This is a genomic window from Aestuariivita sp., assembly GCF_021404545.1.
Taxonomy (GTDB): Bacteria; Pseudomonadota; Alphaproteobacteria; order Rhodobacterales; family Rhodobacteraceae; genus Aestuariivita.
The window spans coordinates 1-18251 of sequence record NZ_JAAWWD010000038.1; the positions used below are offsets into that span (position 1 = coordinate 1).

General features: G+C 61.4%; 15 protein-coding genes. 8 read left to right on the plus strand and 7 right to left on the minus strand.

The features are described from left to right. Positions 1-94: 94 nt before the first annotated feature. Positions 95-1978, plus strand: a complete 1884-nt coding sequence (locus HEP69_RS12610; protein ID WP_290558895.1) for a recombinase family protein — start codon at positions 95-97, stop codon at positions 1976-1978. Positions 1979-2487: 509 nt separating this feature from the next. Here the strand turns inward: HEP69_RS12610 and HEP69_RS12615 are convergent. Then, the gene (locus tag HEP69_RS12615; RefSeq protein WP_290558896.1) at positions 2488-3042 is read right to left on the minus strand and encodes a tetratricopeptide repeat protein; all 555 of its coding nucleotides are present in this window, start codon (positions 3040-3042) and stop codon (positions 2488-2490) included. A gap of 108 nt (positions 3043-3150) precedes the next feature. Between HEP69_RS12615 and HEP69_RS12620 the strand changes: the two genes are divergently transcribed. Then, positions 3151-3891 (plus strand): rhomboid family intramembrane serine protease, encoded by a 741-nt coding sequence (locus HEP69_RS12620; RefSeq protein WP_290558990.1) that lies wholly within the window; start codon positions 3151-3153, stop codon positions 3889-3891. Positions 3892-3900: 9 nt separating this feature from the next. On the opposite strand, the gene HEP69_RS12625 is transcribed toward HEP69_RS12620, so the two are convergent. Together HEP69_RS12625 and HEP69_RS12630 are read right to left on the minus strand one after the other, a co-directional pair. After that, entirely contained in the window at positions 3901-4686 is a 786-nt protein-coding gene (locus HEP69_RS12625) for an inositol monophosphatase family protein (protein WP_290558897.1), read from the minus strand. 166 nt (positions 4687-4852) lie between these two features. Further along, a complete protein-coding gene (locus tag HEP69_RS12630; RefSeq protein ID WP_290558898.1) occupies positions 4853-5758 on the minus strand; it encodes a LysR family transcriptional regulator in 906 nt (301 codons plus the stop codon). 93 nt (positions 5759-5851) lie between these two features. Between HEP69_RS12630 and metF the strand changes: the two genes are divergently transcribed. Further along, a complete protein-coding gene (gene metF / locus HEP69_RS12635; protein ID WP_290558899.1) occupies positions 5852-6718 on the plus strand; it encodes a methylenetetrahydrofolate reductase [NAD(P)H] in 867 nt (288 codons plus the stop codon). Positions 6719-6777: 59 nt separating this feature from the next. Then, positions 6778-7257 (plus strand): PaaI family thioesterase, encoded by a 480-nt coding sequence (locus HEP69_RS12640; protein WP_290558900.1) that lies wholly within the window; start codon positions 6778-6780, stop codon positions 7255-7257. 421 nt (positions 7258-7678) lie between these two features. On the opposite strand, the gene HEP69_RS12645 is transcribed toward HEP69_RS12640, so the two are convergent. Both HEP69_RS12645 and HEP69_RS12650 read right to left on the minus strand, forming a co-directional pair. Next, a complete protein-coding gene (locus HEP69_RS12645) occupies positions 7679-8758 on the minus strand; it encodes a DUF2235 domain-containing protein (RefSeq protein ID WP_290558901.1) in 1080 nt (359 codons plus the stop codon). Further along, entirely contained in the window at positions 8736-11033 is a 2298-nt protein-coding gene (locus tag HEP69_RS12650) for a xanthine dehydrogenase family protein molybdopterin-binding subunit (protein ID WP_290558902.1), read from the minus strand. The genes HEP69_RS12645 and HEP69_RS12650 overlap by 23 nt, the downstream gene beginning before the upstream one ends. Positions 11034-11253: 220 nt before the next feature. On the opposite strand from HEP69_RS12650, the gene HEP69_RS12655 reads away from it, so the two are divergent. Beyond that, positions 11254-14322: a valine--tRNA ligase gene (locus HEP69_RS12655; protein ID WP_290558903.1), complete on the plus strand. Its 3069-nt coding sequence runs from the start codon at positions 11254-11256 to the stop codon at positions 14320-14322. 77 nt (positions 14323-14399) lie between these two features. Continuing rightward, positions 14400-14696 carry a DnaJ family domain-containing protein gene (locus HEP69_RS12660; protein WP_366111412.1) on the plus strand — a complete coding sequence of 99 codons (297 nt, stop codon included), beginning with the start codon at positions 14400-14402 and terminating at the stop codon, positions 14694-14696. A gap of 96 nt (positions 14697-14792) precedes the next feature. Here the strand turns inward: HEP69_RS12660 and HEP69_RS12665 are convergent, their stop codons facing one another. Together HEP69_RS12665 and HEP69_RS12670 are read right to left on the minus strand one after the other, a co-directional pair. Beyond that, positions 14793-15575, minus strand: coding sequence for a crotonase/enoyl-CoA hydratase family protein (locus HEP69_RS12665; RefSeq protein WP_290558904.1), 783 nt, complete (start codon positions 15573-15575; stop codon positions 14793-14795). Positions 15576-15642: 67 nt separating this feature from the next. Then, positions 15643-16725: an SMP-30/gluconolactonase/LRE family protein gene (locus HEP69_RS12670; RefSeq protein WP_290558905.1), complete on the minus strand. Its 1083-nt coding sequence runs from the start codon at positions 16723-16725 to the stop codon at positions 15643-15645. A 92-nt stretch (positions 16726-16817) separates the two neighbouring features. Between HEP69_RS12670 and HEP69_RS12675 the strand changes: the two genes are divergently transcribed. After that, a complete protein-coding gene (locus tag HEP69_RS12675) occupies positions 16818-17930 on the plus strand; it encodes a pyridoxal phosphate-dependent aminotransferase (RefSeq protein ID WP_290558906.1) in 1113 nt (370 codons plus the stop codon). 80 nt (positions 17931-18010) lie between these two features. After that, entirely contained in the window at positions 18011-18244 is a 234-nt protein-coding gene (locus HEP69_RS12680) for a hypothetical protein (protein ID WP_290558907.1), read from the plus strand. Positions 18245-18251 lie beyond the last annotated feature (7 nt).

Consider the following 18251-nt stretch of genomic DNA (forward strand, 5'->3'; position numbering starts at 1 on the left):
TCCGTGTTGCCGTTCTCAACAAATACACAGTTCTTGGCATACCTATTGCTGAGGTCGTAGGCTAAATCCGTCCGGGGAAAGGGGAAGTGCAGGCATGCCCCGATTTGTGCAACAAAGCCCTTTGCAGATGCCAAGTACGATGTTCTCGGCCCGGATGATCTCGCCGCCCAAGAAACCAGTGGACAAGTTCTTGATCTCACCGCTGCCCTGCAGGCTGCTGTGGCAAACTCTGAGAATAACGAGCGCCATGCCGAAGAGGAGGAGGTATGAGCACGATCAAAGCCCTTATCTACTGTCGGGTGTCGTCCAAGGGGCAGGAAAACGAAGGCCACCGACTCGAGTCCCAAGAAAGCGCTGCCGCCAGCATGCCGAATCCAAAGGCTATGACGTGGCGGCCGTCTTCCCCGACACCTTTACCGGGGCAGGCAGCTACATGCAGCGCCCTGGTATGGTGGCGTTTCTAAGCTTTATCGATACCCAACCGAGTGAGCAGTTCGTCGACATCTTCGATGATCTCAAGCGTGCGAGCCGGGATACGCGTGCTTTCTTGGATTTGCGCGATGCGTTCCGTGAACGAAACGTCCTCGTCGAGTGTCTTAACTTCAGACTGGAAGACAGCCCGGAAAGCGAATTCCTCGAGACCCTCTTCACCGCACAGGGTGCGCTTGAGCGTAGACAGAACGGTCGGCAAGTCGCACAGAGAATGCGGGCTCGCATGGAAAACGGATATTGGATTCACAATGCGTCCATCGGATATCGGTATGAGACGATCAAAGGTCGCGGCAAAGTGCTTGTGCTCGAAGAGCCCGCTGCCGGGATCATCAGGCAAGCCTTTGAGGGATACGCGTCGGGCCGCTTTGAAACCCAGGCAGAGGTGAAACGCTTTCTTGAGGGTTTCCCTGACCTGTTGAACAAGCGCAAAGGTAAGATCACGCAGCAGCGCGTGACGGATATCCTCACACAGCCCGTCTATACCGGGCACATCTGCTCTGAGGTCTATGATCTCAACTCGCTCAAAGCCGAGCATCAACCGCTCGTGTCGCTGGACGTCTTCGACAAGGTCCAGGACCGCCGCAACGGCACCGCCAAGGCTTCCAAGCGCAAGAACATAGGGGATGCCTTCGCTTTGCGCGGCGTCGTCGTCTGCGCGGGCTGTAACGTGCCTCTGCGGTCTTCCATCACCAAAGGCAATGGTGGAAATTATCATTACTACCTTTGCCAAACGAAAAAATGCGTTCACTACGGAAAATCGATCAAGCGCGACAAGATCGAAGGTGACGTCGGTGAGCTCATTAAGTCACTTCAGCCGTCTGAGGGCCTCATGGCCGCCGCGACGGCCATGTTCCGCCATATCTGGAACGCCAAAGAAGATCAGGCGAAGGACGTTTTACGCATTGGAAAACGCAAGATCGCAGCACTCGACAAAGACATCGACCGTCTGCTCGACACGATCACGTCTGTCAGCAAGGCGTCTGTCATCGCCCGCTACGAAGACAAGATCGATATGCTCGAGCGCGAAAAGACCAAACGTACTCAGGAACTGGCCGAAATGGCCAAACCCAAGGGCAGCTTCGAAGAAAAACTAGAACCCGTCCTCATCTTCCTCGCAAACCCCTTTAAAATATGGGCCTCGGGCAACATCACCCTGCGTAGATTGGTCCTCAAACTAGCCTTCGCAGACCGCATCCGATACGACCGTTTCGAGGGTGCTAGAACCCCGGAAATAGCGTTTCCATTCAAAGCCTTAAGGGGCGTGACAGACCCCAAGCTTTGTTTTGGTGCGGACGGCGGGACTCGAACCCGCACGATCATACGATCGAGAGATTTTCTTACCTGCTACGGCTTTCGCCGCCGGCGCGCATACGCCGTTTGTGGTCTGGACTATCCCTTCACCATCACCGGTCGCCCGGTTTTAGGTGCTGCCCGTCTAGTCTCTACACCTTCTGCCCTGGAGCAGCTTGGCTCGGGATTGGCATAGGCTGTCATATGGGCCGTTAGCTTTCCCCGAATTTGAGCAGTTCTACTCCCGGAGTTTCCCCCGAGGCACTCAAAACATGGCTTAAGTCTCTTGTGTCTACCGATTCCACCACGTCCGCGTATCTAGCGAAATTTGCCTCACACATGCTGTCGGGACCACAACCATTCAGCTGATCGTCCTGCGTAAGCTCGGGTTTGGCATCCGTTTCGCGCGTCTTCCGTTCCTCCTTGCCCTCCTTTCGGCGATCTCGCTGAAACCGCGTCGAAAACTCTCCCCCGACATACCGCGCCCCCTTTTTGCAAACAAAGAGGGTTTCAAGTCAATCAGCTCAGCCATTCCATGCGCGCGGCCGTTCCGCCATCCAAAGCTCCCACCGCATCGCTGTCCTACCGCCGAAAACATCCGAAAACAATGCGCATCACCGACCACAGGATCCGATTTTGGCCGCGCTGCCTCTTTGTTCGGCGGCGCGCGGTCATAGCAACCGATGGGGGCGGATCGGGACCGGCCTAGATATCGTCACCCAACGGTGCAAGCGGCCCACCGGGCGCGGCCAAGCTGCGTTCGGGCAACCAGGGATTCAGCGCCAAGGCCTGCGCCAGAACATCGCGCGCCTCCTCAATCCGACCCAGCGCGTACAACGATAGCGCCTTGCCGGACAGCGCGCCGGTATGGCGCGGCGACCGCTCGAGTGTGAGTTCAAGATCGGTCAGTGCGGCGTCGAAATTCTGGCTGAGATAATGCACAAAGGCGCGCTGATTGTATCCTTCGGCATAATCGGGGCAATATCGCACCAGCCGGTCAAACGCCTCCAGCGCACCCAGAAAATCATAGGTTGAACGCGCCCGCATGCCCCGATCCAGCAGGGCCTGCGCGGCCTCATCGGGGGCCTGGGTCCACAACTCCCACATCCGGTTGGACAGGCCGCGCGCCTCCATTTCCGTGTCCGAGCGCTGTATCTGGTCGGTCAAAGCACCCAACGCGGCGCGGTGATCGGGCGCGGCAGGGCAGGTCTGGGCCCAGCCGGGGGCCGCCAGCAGGATCACTCCGATCCCAGATATCATCCTATTGCGTATCATGGGTCTAGGCTGGCGCAAGATTGTCCTGGGTCAAGGCCTAATCTGGTAGGCCGCCCCTTGACCCGGACCGGCGGCAACGCCAGCTTGTCGGTCATGTTTCCGATCCGCGATCACAACCCGTCTGGCCGCACGCCATATGTCACCTATGGGTTGATGGCGCTCAACATCCTGATTTTTCTAAGCTATCTGCCGCTTCAGGCGGATCAGCGCGCGCTGTTTGAGCTGTATGCGGCCTGGGCCATCGTACCCTATGAGGTCAGCGCGGGGCGGGAACTGCACACGCTCTTTACGTCGATGTTCCTGCATGCCGGTCTGTTGCACCTGGCGGGAAACATGCTGTTTCTTTATATTTTTGGGGACAATATGGAGGACGAGATGGGCCACCTGCCCTTCTTCGTCTTTTACGTGCTGACCGGGCTTGCGGCGGGGATGTTGCAAGTGGTGACAGACCCGTTTTCCAGTGTTCCGACCATCGGCGCCTCTGGCGCGATCGCCGGTGTGATGGGGGGGTATCTGCTGCTTTTTCCAAAGGCAAAGGTCGATATTCTGATTATCTTTCTGGTATTTTTTCGCATCCTGCCAATCCCTGCATGGATCATGCTGGCGCTGTGGTTCGGCATGCAGTTTCTGGGCGGGATTGCCAGCAGCGGTGCAGAGGGCGGCGTGGCCTATTGGGCCCATGCAGGAGGGTTCATCGCGGGCTTTGTCGGCACTGTCCCGCTCTGGCTGAGGCGCGGCGGACCCCAGCATTGGAACCGTACGGAGGGGCGACCGCCGCATCCGGATGCGACATACCGATTTGCAGAAAGCCGGATCCCAAAAATTCGGAAATGAGAATCTGGTTCAACCGCGGATGATCTTGGCGAATCCGTCAAAAAGCGGCTCGTTTGCCGCGATAACCTCGCCATCCTCAACGATATCGCCCGCCGGATCCAAGGGCTGAACCAGCCCCCCGGCCTCGCGCACGATGACCAGGCCCGCCGCCAGATCCCAGGGGTGCAGCCGCCGTTCCCAGAACCCATCATACCGGCCCGCGGCAACATAGGCCAGATCGAGCGCGGCCGAGCCCCAGCGCCGGACACCCGCACAGACCGGCATCAGCCGCGCCAGATCCTGCAGGGTCTCAGGCAGATCGGACCGCCCGCCAAACGGCACTCCCGTGGCAAAGATACTTTCGATCATCTTGGAACGGCCCGACACGCGCAGCCGCGTCTCATTCATCCAGGCGCCCTGCCCCTTTTCCGCTAGAAACAGCTCATCCTTGCTGGGATCATAGATCACACCGGCCACGATCTGGCCCTTGTGTTCCAACCCGATGGAAACTGCCCAATGCGGCAGCCCGTGCAGGAAGTTCGTTGTCCCGTCCAGTGGATCGACGATCCAGCGTCGGGTGGGATCGGTGCCGGGGATCTCCTCCCCTTCCTCGGCCAGCCAGCCATAGGTCGGACGCACGCCAAGCAGGTCTTCCTTCAGGATCTCTTCAGCGCGCAAATCGGCTTTGGACACGAAATCCCCGGCGCCCTTGACCGACACCTGAAGGTTCTCGACCTCGCGGAAATCCTTCGACAGCGCCCGTCCTGCCTTGCGCGCCGCCTTGATCATGATGTTGAGATTTGCGCTGCCGACCATTGCCCTGGCTCCTTGTCATCAGGCCGCGCGTATACGCGCCACGGCATCGGTTGCCAAGGCCCCCACCCCCGCCGCGCTCCTCTTTCTGGATGGGCACGGAAAACCGGTGCCGCCGCAGGCAAAAAATCACAATGGAACGCGCGCTTGCGCGCTCAATTGGATCACATCAGGCGTTTTGCAGGCGTTCTGCTTCGACGCGGGCCAGTGTGATCAACTCCTTCACGAACGGCTTTTCGCAATCATCGCTGCGCACGGCCGCATAAAGCGTTCGGGTGACCCCCGTCTCTGTCAGCGGCCGGGTGACATAGTCCGAACTGTACTTGACCTCGCGCACCACCCAGTCGGGTAACACCGAAACCCCCCGGTTCGACGCGACCAACAGCAAGATGACCGCCGTCAGTTCCACCTGCCGGATCGCCGCCGGTTCCACCTTGGCCGGGATCAGCACCTGGCTGAAGACATCCAGACGGGATCGTTCCACCGGATAGGTGATCAGCGTTTCGCCCCGGAAATCCGCTGCCTCGACAAACGGTTTTGCGGCCAGCGGGTGCTGTGCGGCGGCCACGAAAACGGGTGCATAATCAAACAGTTTGATGAACTCGACGCCAGGCAGGTCCTCGGGATCGGAGGAGACGACAAGATCGACCTGCTCTTTTTGCAGCGCAGGCAGCGCATCAAAGGCGAGGCCGGGCCGAATATCCACATCCACATCCGACCAGGTCTTGCGAAACGCTTCGAGAACCGGAAACAACCATTCAAAACAGGCGTGGCATTCGATGGCGATATGCATCCGCCCCGCATGCCCGTCCCTGAGATTTGAGAACTCCTCCTGAAGTGCCTCGATCTGCGGCAGGATCTGATCGGCCAGCCGCAAAAGGCGCAAACCCGCCGCCGACAGCTTCATCGGCTTGGATCGGCGCACAAAGAGCTCGACACCCGCCTGATCCTCCAACCCTTTGATCTGATGGCTCAGCGCCGATTGGGTGATGTGCAACTGATCCGCCGCCCGGGCCAAACCACCCGCCTGATGAATGGCCTTGATCGTACGCAAATGGCGGAATTCGATGTGCAACTGTTGCCCTGCTCATGTTGTTGTTGAGGATTATGAAATTGTCTCACAATGCTGCACATGCGACAAGAGCGAAACTCAAGAAAGGTCGCGCCGATGCCTGTCCCCTCTGTGTCGTTTGAATTCTTCCCACCGCAATCGCTGGAGGCATCCTTTCGGCTGTGGGATACGGTACAGACACTGGCGCCGCTGGAGCCGCGGTTTGTGTCCGTCACCTATGGTGCAGGCGGCACGACCCGCGATCTGACCCGCGATGCGGTGGCAACGCTGCACAAGTCCTCCGGCCTGCAGGTTGCCGCGCATCTGACCTGTGTGAACGCGTCACGCGCCGAGACACTGCAAATCGCCCGGGATTTCGCCGAGGCGGGCGTGCGCGACATCGTGGCCCTGCGCGGCGACCCGCCGAAGGGCGAAGGGCATTTCACCCCGCATCCCGACGGCTTTGCCGATGCCTGCGAGTTGATCGGCGCGCTGGCCGATATGGGCTGCTTTAACATTCGCGTGGGTGCCTATCCCGACATCCACCCCGAAGCCGCCAGCGCCCAGGCCGATATCGACTGGCTCAAGGCCAAGATCGACGCCGGCGCTGACGAAGCCCTGACCCAGTTCTTTTTCGAGGCCGAAAGCTTCTTCCGGTTCCGCGACGCCTGCGTCAAGGCGGGCATCGACGCGCCGATCACGCCCGGCATCCTGCCGATCGAGAACTGGGCAGGTGCGCGCCGCTTTGCCAAGCGCTGCGGCACGGCCATTCCCAAATGGATCGAAGATGCCTTTGAAAAGGCCACCCGGGACGGGCGCGAGGATCTGCTGGCCACGGCGATCTGCGCCGAGCTGTGCAGTGATCTGATCGATGGCGGGGTCGAGGCGCTGCATTTCTATACGCTCAACCGGCCCGAGCTGACCCGCGATGTCTGCCACGCGCTGGGGGTTCAACCCAAGGTCCGGCTTGAGAACGTCGCGTAACGATTGCGGGCGCGCGACGCGCTGATAGCCTTTGCGTCACCTATGACCGGAGGCTCTCCATGACCATCGCCCATTCGCCGTCTGATCTCCTGAGCCAGGATGAAGTTCTGTCGCTCTCGGGCCTGGAATTCATGACCGGCATTCTGGAAGGGCGCCTGCCCGGCCCGCCCATCGCCCAAACCATGGGCTATACCCTGCACGCGGTCGAGGACGGGCGCGCGGTCTTTCGCGGCGCCCCTGCCTTCGACGTGACCAATCCCATGGGCACCGTGCATGGCGGCTGGTACGGCACCCTTCTGGACAGCGCGATGGCCTGCGCGGTGATGACCAAGGTGCCGCGCGGATCAATCTACACCACGCTGGAATACAAGATCAGCATCATCCGCCCGATCCCGTTGGGGATGCAGATTGATTGCGAAGGGGTGGTCGACCACTCGGGCCGGTCCACCGGCGTCGCCCACGGAGAGATCCGAGGCGTCGAAAACGGCAAGCTTTACGCCACAGGCACCACCACCTGCATCATCATGAAAATCGGCTGACCGCGGCCCGCGGATCTTGAGACCGCGCGGGCACCGACCGATGCGCGGCGAAGCTGCGAACACCTGGGCCCGTCCTCTTGCGTGCATCACGCACTCGTGCCCTGCCAGGGCTCGGGTCATCTCATGAACACCCGGCGTCCGACCGCGTTCATCCTGCGCTGCCGGTTCGGCGGGATTCTCGTCTCAACAGCGTAGCGCAGTGCGCACGCTATATCCAATGGTCCCAATCGCCCCTCGCGACAGTGCGCAACGATCCGGTTAGGGTCGCGTATCGGGCAGACAACACAGCCCATCCGAAAGAGGATACATCCCGATAGGCTCGGGGCGTCGGCACATATGGACGACGAAGGCAAAGCTTGCGTTAACACATTGATATCAAGAAAACTGCATGTCTGGGGCAGCAGACGAACACGCCCGACCCCTAGGGCGCGGGGGACGACTGTCTCGGGGTTCCGACAAACGCGCCGAGTTCGGGGCGGTTCAACGCCGTATCATGCAGCCGCTCGGAGCGGTCTTGTCCGACCAAGCGGCGGCGCCGGAGCAGGAAGATCTTGCCCCAGCCCCGCCAGGTACTGACCGATGGCGCATCGACGTCGCAGTAAAACCGTGCCGACCACCCCACAGGCAGGGGCAGACCACAGGCCTGCGCCTTATCAAGCATCCAGACAAGCGAAATATTGGCCAGCGGGCGCGCCGCCTCGAACCCGGCCAGTTGCCCCCCCACATCCCCATGGGTGCCGGCAAACCAGACCTGTTCCACACGCCGACCCGGCCATCCGTCGGGACAGGTCCACATGACCGGCGTATAGACCTCGCGAGTTTCATCCAACGCCAGCGCGTGAAAACCATGGCGGATACTGTCGCCAAGCTGGTGATTGTGAAACCCGTGACGCGCCTCAGCATGGCGCCACAGGATCGGCAGCCGCAGACCCAGCGCCGCGACCGTATCCCAGACGCCCACCATCTCGATCGGGGTTTGGTCATAACAGAACCGTTCCTCGAAAACTTGGGCGGCCGGGCTTTGCGGCGTGCATTGGTAATGCCGGTAAGCGGTGCGGATGTTGCGTTCTGTCGCATGTTCGGCGCGCAGAAGGCCAACCTGGTCGATCACGCCTGCCAGCGACCGCACCGCATAGGCCCCACGCGAATACCCGATGAGAAAAATCGTGTCGCCTGGCCGGTAGCGGGACGCAAGATAGCCATAAGCGCGCCGGATCTGACGGTTGATCCCGCGCCCCATCATCACGTCGAGGGTGGACCGCCATCCGGGCCATTGCACCCCGGCCTCGTAATAGACCGAGACCTTGGGCCCCATCTCCTGGCATAATCGATAGGTCATGCCGGCATGGGTTTCGTGCCCTGGCTCCAGCGTCGAGAGCGTGCCATCGAGGATGATCACATGGGCCTGCGGCCCGCGCATCGGCACAGCTTTGGAATGGCGGGAGGCGAACCGGCCCCCCAGCCACCCAAAAATCCGTTCACTCAGCCGCGATAGCGTCATCCTGTAAGAGTTCCCAAACTTTCAGCGGGGTGAAAGGCATGTCCGCCTGCCGCACCCCACGATCCCAAAGCGCGTCCTGAACCGCGTTGGCGACAGCGGCCAGCGCACCAACCGTGCCCGCCTCCCCGCAGCCTTTCATGCCCATGACATTGGCGGTGGACGGCACCGGCTCGGACGTGAACCCAATCATGGGTACGTCATCGGCGCGCGGCAAGGCATAGTCCATGAACGATGCGGTGAGCAATTGGCCATCCTCATCGTAAACCACATGTTCGGTGATCGCCTGCCCAATCCCCTGGGCGACGCCGCCATGCACTTGACCTTCGGCGAGCATCGGATTGATAAGGTTACCGAAATCATCGACAACCGTATAGCGATCGACGGTCACCACACCGGTTTCCGGATCAATCACAACCTCCGCCACATGGGCACCATTGGGAAAGCTGCGCGCATCCAGCTTGGCGCGGGCCTCATGGGTCAAAAGATCGTGACGGCCGTCTGCCCGCGCCATCTCTGCCGCCTCGACAAAGGTCGGGGTCAGGTTCGATCCCGGCGCGCGGAACGTCTCATCGTCAAACCGGATCTCTGCCGCCTCGACCCCCATCTTGTCGGCCAGATAGGGGGTGAACGCGTCGATCATCGTGGAGACGGTGGCCAGCGTCGCATTGTTCTGCACCGTGACAGAGCGCGACCCCCCGGTGCCGCCACCCTGCTTGATCAGGTCACTGTCGCCCTGAACAACGGTAATGCGTTCGGCCGGTATGCCGGTATGATCGGACAGAAACTGGCCATAGACGGTTTCGTGCCCCTGACCGTTCGATTGCGTGCCGACAAAGATTGTCACCGTGCCATCCTCGTTAAAGGCCACCTTGGCCCCTTCCGAAGGATCGCCCAAAATACTTTCGATATAGTAACAAAGCCCCTGCCCGCGCAGCAATCCACGCGTCGCATCCGCCTGGACCCGCGCGCCATAGCCGGTCTGATCGGCCTCAACACCGGCGCGCGAAAGCACCTTGTTGAAATCGCCCACGTCATAGGTCTCTCCCGTGGCGGTCTTATAGGGGAACTTGTCCGGCGCGATGAAGTTACGCCGCCGCAGCTCCCACGGGTCCACGCCCAGCTCGCGCGCGGCCCGGTCCATCACCCGTTCGAGCACATAGATCGCCTCGGGCCGCCCCGCCCCCCGATAGGCATCGACCTGAACGGTGTTGGTATAATACCCCTCCACCTGAAGCCAGGTGGTCTGCACATCATAGACCCCCATCAACACACGGCTGAAAAGCTGGGTCTGGATCGGCTGGCCGAATTGCGAGTTGTAAGCCCCCAGATTGCACCGGGTTTTCACGCGATACGCTGTGATCTTGTTGGTCTCGTCAAAGGCAAGCTCGGCCACCGACACCAGATCGCGCCCGCCATTGTCGCTCAGCATCGCCTCGGACCGGTCCGACATCCAGCGCACCGGACGGTCAAGCGCGCGGGCGGCATGGGCCACGGCATAATACTCGGGATAGGCCATCGCCTTCATTCCGAACCCACCGCCGACATCCGGGGTTGTGACGCGCACGGCCCCCGCCTCCAGCCCAAAGGCCTTGGACAGGCGATCCTTCATGCCCCAGACGCCCTGACCATTATACGACAGGTGCAGCCGACCGTCTTCCATCTGGGCCCAGCAGCCACGCGGCTCCATCGAATTGACGATAACCCGATTGTCGCCGACCTCCAGCGAGACGGTGCGCGCAGCAGCGGCAAAGGCCGCCTCGGTTGCCGCCTCATCGCCCAGACCCCAATCAAAGGCGCGGTTTTCGGGCGCCTCGGCATGGATCGTCTCACCCCCCGGCGCGACATCAACTTTCGCCGGTAACTCATTGGTGTCGAAGAGGATCAACTCGGCCGCATCGCGTGCCTGGCCGAGGCTGTCGGCCACGATCATCACAACCGCCTCGCCCACGAACCGCACCCGGTCCTTGGCCAGCATCGGACGCAGCGGGGCCGCGCCATTGCTGCCGTCGCGGTTCTTGACGACCGTGCCGCCCATGGCGATGTCGATACCTGCCGCCTCCAAATCGGCGCAGGTCACCACCAGATGCACGCCATCCGCCCCGCGCGCATCCTCAACGTCCAACTCGGCGATCTCACCATGAGCCACGGGGCTGCGCAGGAAATAGGCATGCAGCGCATCTTGGGGCGCGATATCGTCCACATAGCGCCCGGCCCCGGTCAGGAACCGCACATCTTCAACGCGTTTCACCGGCTGACTTTTTCCGAACTTTTCCATGACCGCCCTCGCATTTGCTTTCGTGCGCGACACTAGCCCTGGCGGCGCCAATGTCCAGCCGTCTAACAGCGCAGGCCAAGCCAGCCGCGACCCAGGCCGAGGATTTGACCAGACCCCGATCCCCGCACCCATCGCAGGGTACAAGAAATCCCCGGCCCTCTCTTTCCCTTGGGCTCATCCTTCGCTAGATGAACGGCCAAGATAAAAGGGATCCACTCAGATGACGATGGACAAGACCTTCGACGCGGCCGAGGCCGAAAGCCGTCTGTATCAGGCCTGGGACGAGGCCGGATGTTTCAAAGCGGGCGCCAATGCATCCCGAGCCGAGACCTTTTGCATCATGATCCCTCCGCCCAACGTCACGGGCTCACTGCATATGGGACATGCGTTCAACAACACGCTCCAAGACATCCTGATCCGCTGGCACCGCATGCGTGGGTTCGACACGCTTTGGCAGCCGGGGACCGATCATGCGGGCATCGCCACCCAGATGGTGACCGAGCGTGAGATGGCTGCCAACCAGGAACCTTCACGCACCGAGATGGGGCGTGAAGCCTTTATCGACCGCGTCTGGCAGCAGAAGGTCAAGTCGCGCGGCACCATCATCGGGCAACTCAAGCGGCTGGGTGCGTCCTGCGATTGGTCGCGCGAAGCCTTTACGATGGGCGGCGCGCCGGGCGACCCGAACAAGGGTCAGGGCCCAGATTTCCACGATGCGGTGATCAAGGTCTTTGTCGATCTGCACGACAAGGGGGTGATCTATCGCGGCAAGCGGCTGGTCAATTGGGATCCGCATTTCGAGACCGCAATCTCGGATCTTGAGGTCGAAAACATCGAAACCGCCGGGCATATGTGGCATTTCAAGTACCCGCTTGCGGGGGGCGAAACCTATACCTATGTCGAGAAAGACGCCGATGGAACGGTCGTGCTGGAAGAACAGCGCGACTATATCTCCATCGCCACGACGCGACCCGAGACCATGCTCGGCGACGGCGCCGTTGCGGTTCATCCATCCGATGAACGATACGCGCCAATCATCGGAAAACTATGTGAAATTCCGGTAGGTCCGAAAGAGCATCGCCGCCTGATCCCGATTATCACTGACGAGTATCCCGATCCCGATTTCGGATCGGGCGCGGTCAAGATCACCGGTGCGCATGACTTCAACGACTATAGCGTGGCCAAACGCAACGCGATCCCCTGTTACAGGCTGATGGATACCAAGGCCGCCATGCGCGCCGATGGCGCCCCCTATGCCGAAGCAGCGGCCATCGCGCAGTCGATCATTGACGGAGCCCAGCTGTCGGAGGCCGAGATCGACATCATCAACCTGGTGCCCGACGCGTATCGCGGGCTCGACCGGTTCGAGGCGCGCAAAAGGGTCGTGGCGGATGTCACCGCCGAGGGGCTTGCGGTGATGGTGCCCAATCCCAAGGCTGACAAAAACGAGGCCGCCCCGCCCACCATAGCCCTGGTTGAGAGCAAGCCGGTCATGCAGCCCTTCGGCGACCGCTCCAAGGTGGTGATCGAGCCGATGCTTACCGATCAGTGGTTCGTCGACACCGCGCAGATCGTCCAGCCCGCCATCGATGCCGTGCGCAACGGCGACACCAAGATCCTGCCCGAGAGGGATGCCAAGGTCTATTTCCACTGGCTGGAGAATATCGAGCCCTGGTGCATTTCGCGCCAGCTGTGGTGGGGGCACCGTATTCCGGTCTGGTATGGTCCGCGTATCGATACAGTGAACGGCAAGCAGACGCTGGACTACACGCCGGGCAACCTGATGCATTTCACCGCCGTCAGCCAGGATGACGCGCGTGCGCAGGCCGCCGCCTATTACGGTGCCGACGACCCCGCGCGCATCCAGTTCGTGCGCACCGCGGACCAAGCCCATTTGGGCAGCCCCGATCCGCTCAGTCGGGCCGCTCAGCTTTCGGGGCGGGAAGGCATCGACGAGACGGCAACCATTCCGATCTGGCGCGATACGGACGTTCTGGATACCTGGTTCTCGTCCGGACTTTGGCCGATTGGCACGCTGGGTTGGCCTGAAGAAACACCCGAGATGAAAAAGTACTTCCCAAGCAGTACCTTGGTGACCGGCTTTGACATCATCTTCTTCTGGGTCGCCCGGATGATGATGATGCAGTACGCGGTGGTCGGGCAAAAGCCCTTTGATACGGTCTATGTCCACGCGCTGGTGCGCGACGAGAAGGGCAAGAAGATGTCCAAATCGCTGGGCAATGTGCTCGACCCGCTTGAACTGATCGATGACTACGGCGCCGATGCGGTGCGGTTCACACTGACGGCCATGGCGGCGATGGGGCGCGACCTCAAGCTTTCGACGCAGCGCATTGCAGGCTATCGGAATTTCGGAACAAAGCTGTGGAACTTCGCGCGCTTCGCCGAGATGAACGGGGTCTTTGACGTCACCGCGGATAGCATTCCACAGTCGGCCCAGACACTGAACAAATGGATCATCGGTGAAACTGCCAAGGCTCGGGCCGAGGTGGATGAAGCGCTGGAGCACTATCGGTTCAATGACGCGGCCAATACACTTTACGCGTTTGTCTGGGGCAAGGTCTGCGATTGGTTCGTTGAGTTCTCAAAACCGCTCTTGCAAGGCGACGATGCCGCCGCGCGGACAGAGACCCGCGAGACCATGAAATGGGTCCTCGATCAGTGTCTGGTCCTGCTGCACCCAATCATGCCCTTTATCACCGAGGAGCTTTGGGCGCTCTCCGGTCGGCGCGCCAAGATGCTGATCCATGCGGACTGGCCCGACTACCTGCCCGCCGATCTGGTGGACCAGAATGCCGATCATGAAATGAACTGGGTCATCGGCTTGATCGAGGCTGTGCGGTCGGCGCGCGCACAAATGCATGTGCCTGCGGGCGTCTACGTGCCCATGTTGGTGGCCGAGATTGACAGCGCGAAACAGGCGGCCTGGGATCGCAACGATGTTCTGATCAAGCGGCTGGCACGCATTGATACGCTGACCGCTGCTCCGGATTTTCCCAAGGGAACGATTACGATTGCCGTGGGCGGCGCCCGCTTCGGCCTCCCGCTTGCCGATGTCATCGACATCGGGGAAGAGAAGGCGCGACTGGAAAAGACGCATGGCAAGCTGATGAAAGAACTTGGCGGGCTGCGCGGCCGGTTGAACAACCCGAAATTCGTGCAAAGCGCACCAGAGGACGTGGTCGAAGAGACCCGGGCCAATCTTGCCGCGCGCGAAGAAGAAGAAACCAAGATCAAGGATGCCTTGAAGCGATTGGCAGAGCTTGGCTGATCTTGATCGCGGATTGGGGCGCGTTGTGCTAGGCTGGCACACTGGCATGGCAATGGCATCGGCTTACCGAACGGCAAATCCACAAGGCGCTGTCGGAAGGCAGGCTTTCGGGTCTTGCGGGCGAGGGCAAACCCCTGCCCGAGCGGAGCGGCGATGCGCTGATTGATCCAGGTCTTGCGGGCGGCCATCGTATCATGGCCGAGGCCGGTGTGCGGCCCGAAGAGTTTGATCTCAAAGAAAAACAGACCGCCGCGCGGCAAGTCTATGGCACGCTGACGGGCCCAGATGAAAACGCTGCGGCGATGGCCCGCATTGCAGAACGGGAGATGCGCTGTAATCTCTCACGAGACGCCAGGCGCGCGTTTTACCGCTGAGCCGGATGGCCCCATTCTGGGCACGATCCCCAGTCACCGGCCAGCAAATTTTTGATCTAAAAATTTGCCAGAATTTGAGTCAAATTCTGCCAGCGCTCACTTGAACACTGGGGCCCGGTTCTGCATCTGCGCGGCAATCACTTCCATCTGGTCGGGTTTGCCCACAAGATTGGCCTGTTCCCGGCTTTCGGCCATCAAGACGTCTTCGCGATCCCCGTTTTCGGCAAGCTCAATCAATCGCTTGGCCGCGCGTACCGCGCTTGGGCTCTTGCCTGCAATCTCTGTCGCCAGATCCAGTGCCGCGGCCAGCGGATCGTCGGCCAGCGAGGTCACCAGCCCCCAGGCCTCGGCCTGTGCGGCCGGGATCGGTCGGGCGGTATAGGTCAGTTGCCGGATCACGTCCGAGCGCGCCAATTGCGGCAACAGGACCATGCCGCCCATATCGGGGATCAGGCCCCATTTCATCTCCATCACCGCCAGCTTGGTTTCAGGTGATGCGATGCGGATATCGGCCCCGACCGCCAATTGAAACCCCGCGCCATAGCACACCCCGTGCAGAGCGGCGATCACCGGCACCGGAACGCGGCGCCAGACCAGTGCCACCTCCTGCCAGCGATTGGTATCGCCGTGACTGCGCGGCAGGATGAGTTCCTGCGGATCCTGACCGGCCATCGCACCAAAGCTCATAACATCAAGCCCCGCGCAGAAGCCCTTGCCTTCACCCGACAAAACCACTGCGCGCGCGTCAGAGGCCGCGACCTCCTGCCCCGCATTGATAATGGCATGCACCATCTCGTCATCGACAGCGTTCATCTTGTCGGCGCGGGTCAAGGTGACCCGGGCGATATGCGCGTCATAGCTTACCGAAACACGGGCCATAGGCACCTCCCTTGCGTATCGGCCTATCTCAACGCATCACCAGCGCAAAAACCAGCGCGACGTGAGGTTACTTGCGTGGCGGCAAGCCCGCGACTGGCATCCGGCCAAAGCCAGCGCTGTCGAGGGTCATGACGTAAAACAGATCCCCCACCACACGGCCACCCGTGGTAATCCCCAGCCGTCCGTCCGGATCCTGCAAGGATCGCAGCACACGGCCCTGCATGTCGATCTCGATCATGTGCCCCTGCTCAATCGGTGCCGGTCGGACCATCGGTCCCAGCCGCCAGATGACCTTGCGCAGAAACGGATAAGGCATCAGCACCTCTGCCGGCACACGCGGGCTGGCAAAGGCGATCCAGAACGTGCCATCGCCCATCGCCTCGATATTGTCGGGATAGCCCGGCAGGTTGTCGAGGAGGATCTCCTGCTCTCCCGCGCGCGCTCCGCTCAACCACAGACGGTGAATGCGTGCGCGCCCTGTCTCAGCGATCAGCAGGAAATCCTCATCCGGGGACAGCGCGACACCGTTGGTATAGACAAACCCGTCGGCGATCCTGGTCACTGTGCCGTCCGGATCGATCCGTCCGACATAGCCGGTGGCGGATTGTTCCCAGATCGTCAGGACCGAGGTTGGCCGCGTACCGCCCATGGTTTCGGGGTCAAACCGGTCAGTTGAGTTTGAAAAGAACACCGTCCCGTCACGCGCCACATCCAGTTGATTGGCATAGAGAATGGGCCCGCCGTCAATCTCTGTCGCGATCGGCTCTGCGCCGCTTTCCGGCGACCAGGCGAAAATCCCGCGAAAGCTGTCGGCGATGTAAAGCCGCCCGTCCGGCCCGGCATCCAGGCCCAGAGGCCGCCCTTCAAGCTGGGCAACGGGCTCGGGCGCGGCCCCGTCGATACGGTAAAGCGTTCCCGCCAGATCAGCGGTATAGATCACGCCACCGGGCATTAAAGCCAGATCTTCCGGTCCCACCGCACCCTGGGGCAGCGGAACAAAGCTTGCCCCGGCCAGCGCGCTGTTTGTGGCGAAGGGCCCTTCTGCTCCGGGAGGCTCCGGCAGGTTCGCGGCCACCGGCTCCACCGGCACCGGCCAGAAGATCAGATAGGCCGCCCAAAGGCCTAGAACCGCCAACAAAAGCCGCATCATGATCTGTGTCCCTCCGCCCGCTCAACCTGCCCCAGTCTCTGCCCCGCTGGCAAGCCTTGCAGCACACCACCGCTTTGGATTATCTCACGGCCATGACCACGCATCCCCGTTACACCCGGCTCGCCCAAACCCTGCCCTCCACCGTGCCCTTTGTCGGCCCCGAGGCGCAGGAGCGCCTGGGCGGTTCCCCCTTCGCCGCGCGCATCGGCGCGAATGAGAATGTCTTTGGCCCATCGCCAGAGGCGATCCGCGCCATGCAAGCCGCATCAGCAGATATCTGGAAATACGGCGATCCGGAAAGCTATGATCTGCGCCATGCGCTTGCCGCGAAACACCGCGTCGCGCCCGAAAACGTTATGGTGGGCGAAGGGATCGACGGTTTGCTGGGCTATCTCGCACGGCTGATCGTGGAACCCGGCGATGCGGTCGTGACCTCTGACGGGGCCTATCCGACGTTCAACTATCATGTCGCGGGTTTTGGGGGCGTGCTGCATAAAGTACCCTATCGCGACGACTACGAAGACCCCAAGGCGCTTTTTGCCAAGGCCGCCGAGGCGGGTGCCAAACTGGTCTACCTCGCCAATCCCGACAATCCGATGGGTAGCTGGCACAGCGGTCGGGCCATTGTCGAGGCGCTGGAGTATTTGCCGACGGGCTGTCTGCTGGTGCTGGACGAGGCTTATGTGGAATGCGCGCCGGAGGGGACGGCTGCCAAGGTCGCGGCTGACGACCCGCGCGTGATCCGGATGCGCACGTTCTCCAAGGTGTACGGCATGGCGGGCGCGCGGGTCGGCTATGCGCTGGGAGCGCCCGATCTGATCGACGCCTTTCACAAGATCCGCAACCATTTCGGCATGAACCGGGCGGCCCAGGCCGGAGCACTCGCGGCGCTGGCCGATGACACCTGGCTGGCGCATGTCAGAGACCTGATTGCGGACTCGCGCAACCGGATCGGCCAGATTGCGCTGGAACATGGGCTCACGCCGCTGCCGTCTGCCACCAACTTCGTCGCCATAGATTGCGGCCGCGACGGTGCCTATGCCAAAGCGGTGCTGGACGGGCTGGTGGCGCGCGGTATTTTCGTGCGCATGCCCTTTGCCGCGCCCCAGAACAGATGCATCCGCGTAAGCTGTGGCACCCCGGCCGATCTGGACGCGTTTGCAGCTGCTCTGCCCGAGGCGCTGACCGAGGCGAGGACCCGCTGAGCAAGAGGATCGCGGGCAATTTACCTGACATTCATCTATGGTGCGTTATACTGTCGCGGGCTAGACAGGAGTACTCAGCTATGGATGATCACCAGATCGGACGCGCGCCGGATTACACCAACGCCGCCATCACCATGATGGGCATCAATTTGATGTGGGTCTTTTTTGTCGTCTGGATGCTTTGGGGTTTTGTCCCCGTCATCCTGCTTGCCCTCATGGTCAACCACTTTGCCGAGCGGGTGGCGGAACGGCGCGGCATTACGCCCGCTTTTGCCCGTATCCGCCTGTCCCGCCCCAGGGGCCACGACGTCTAAGGGTGCA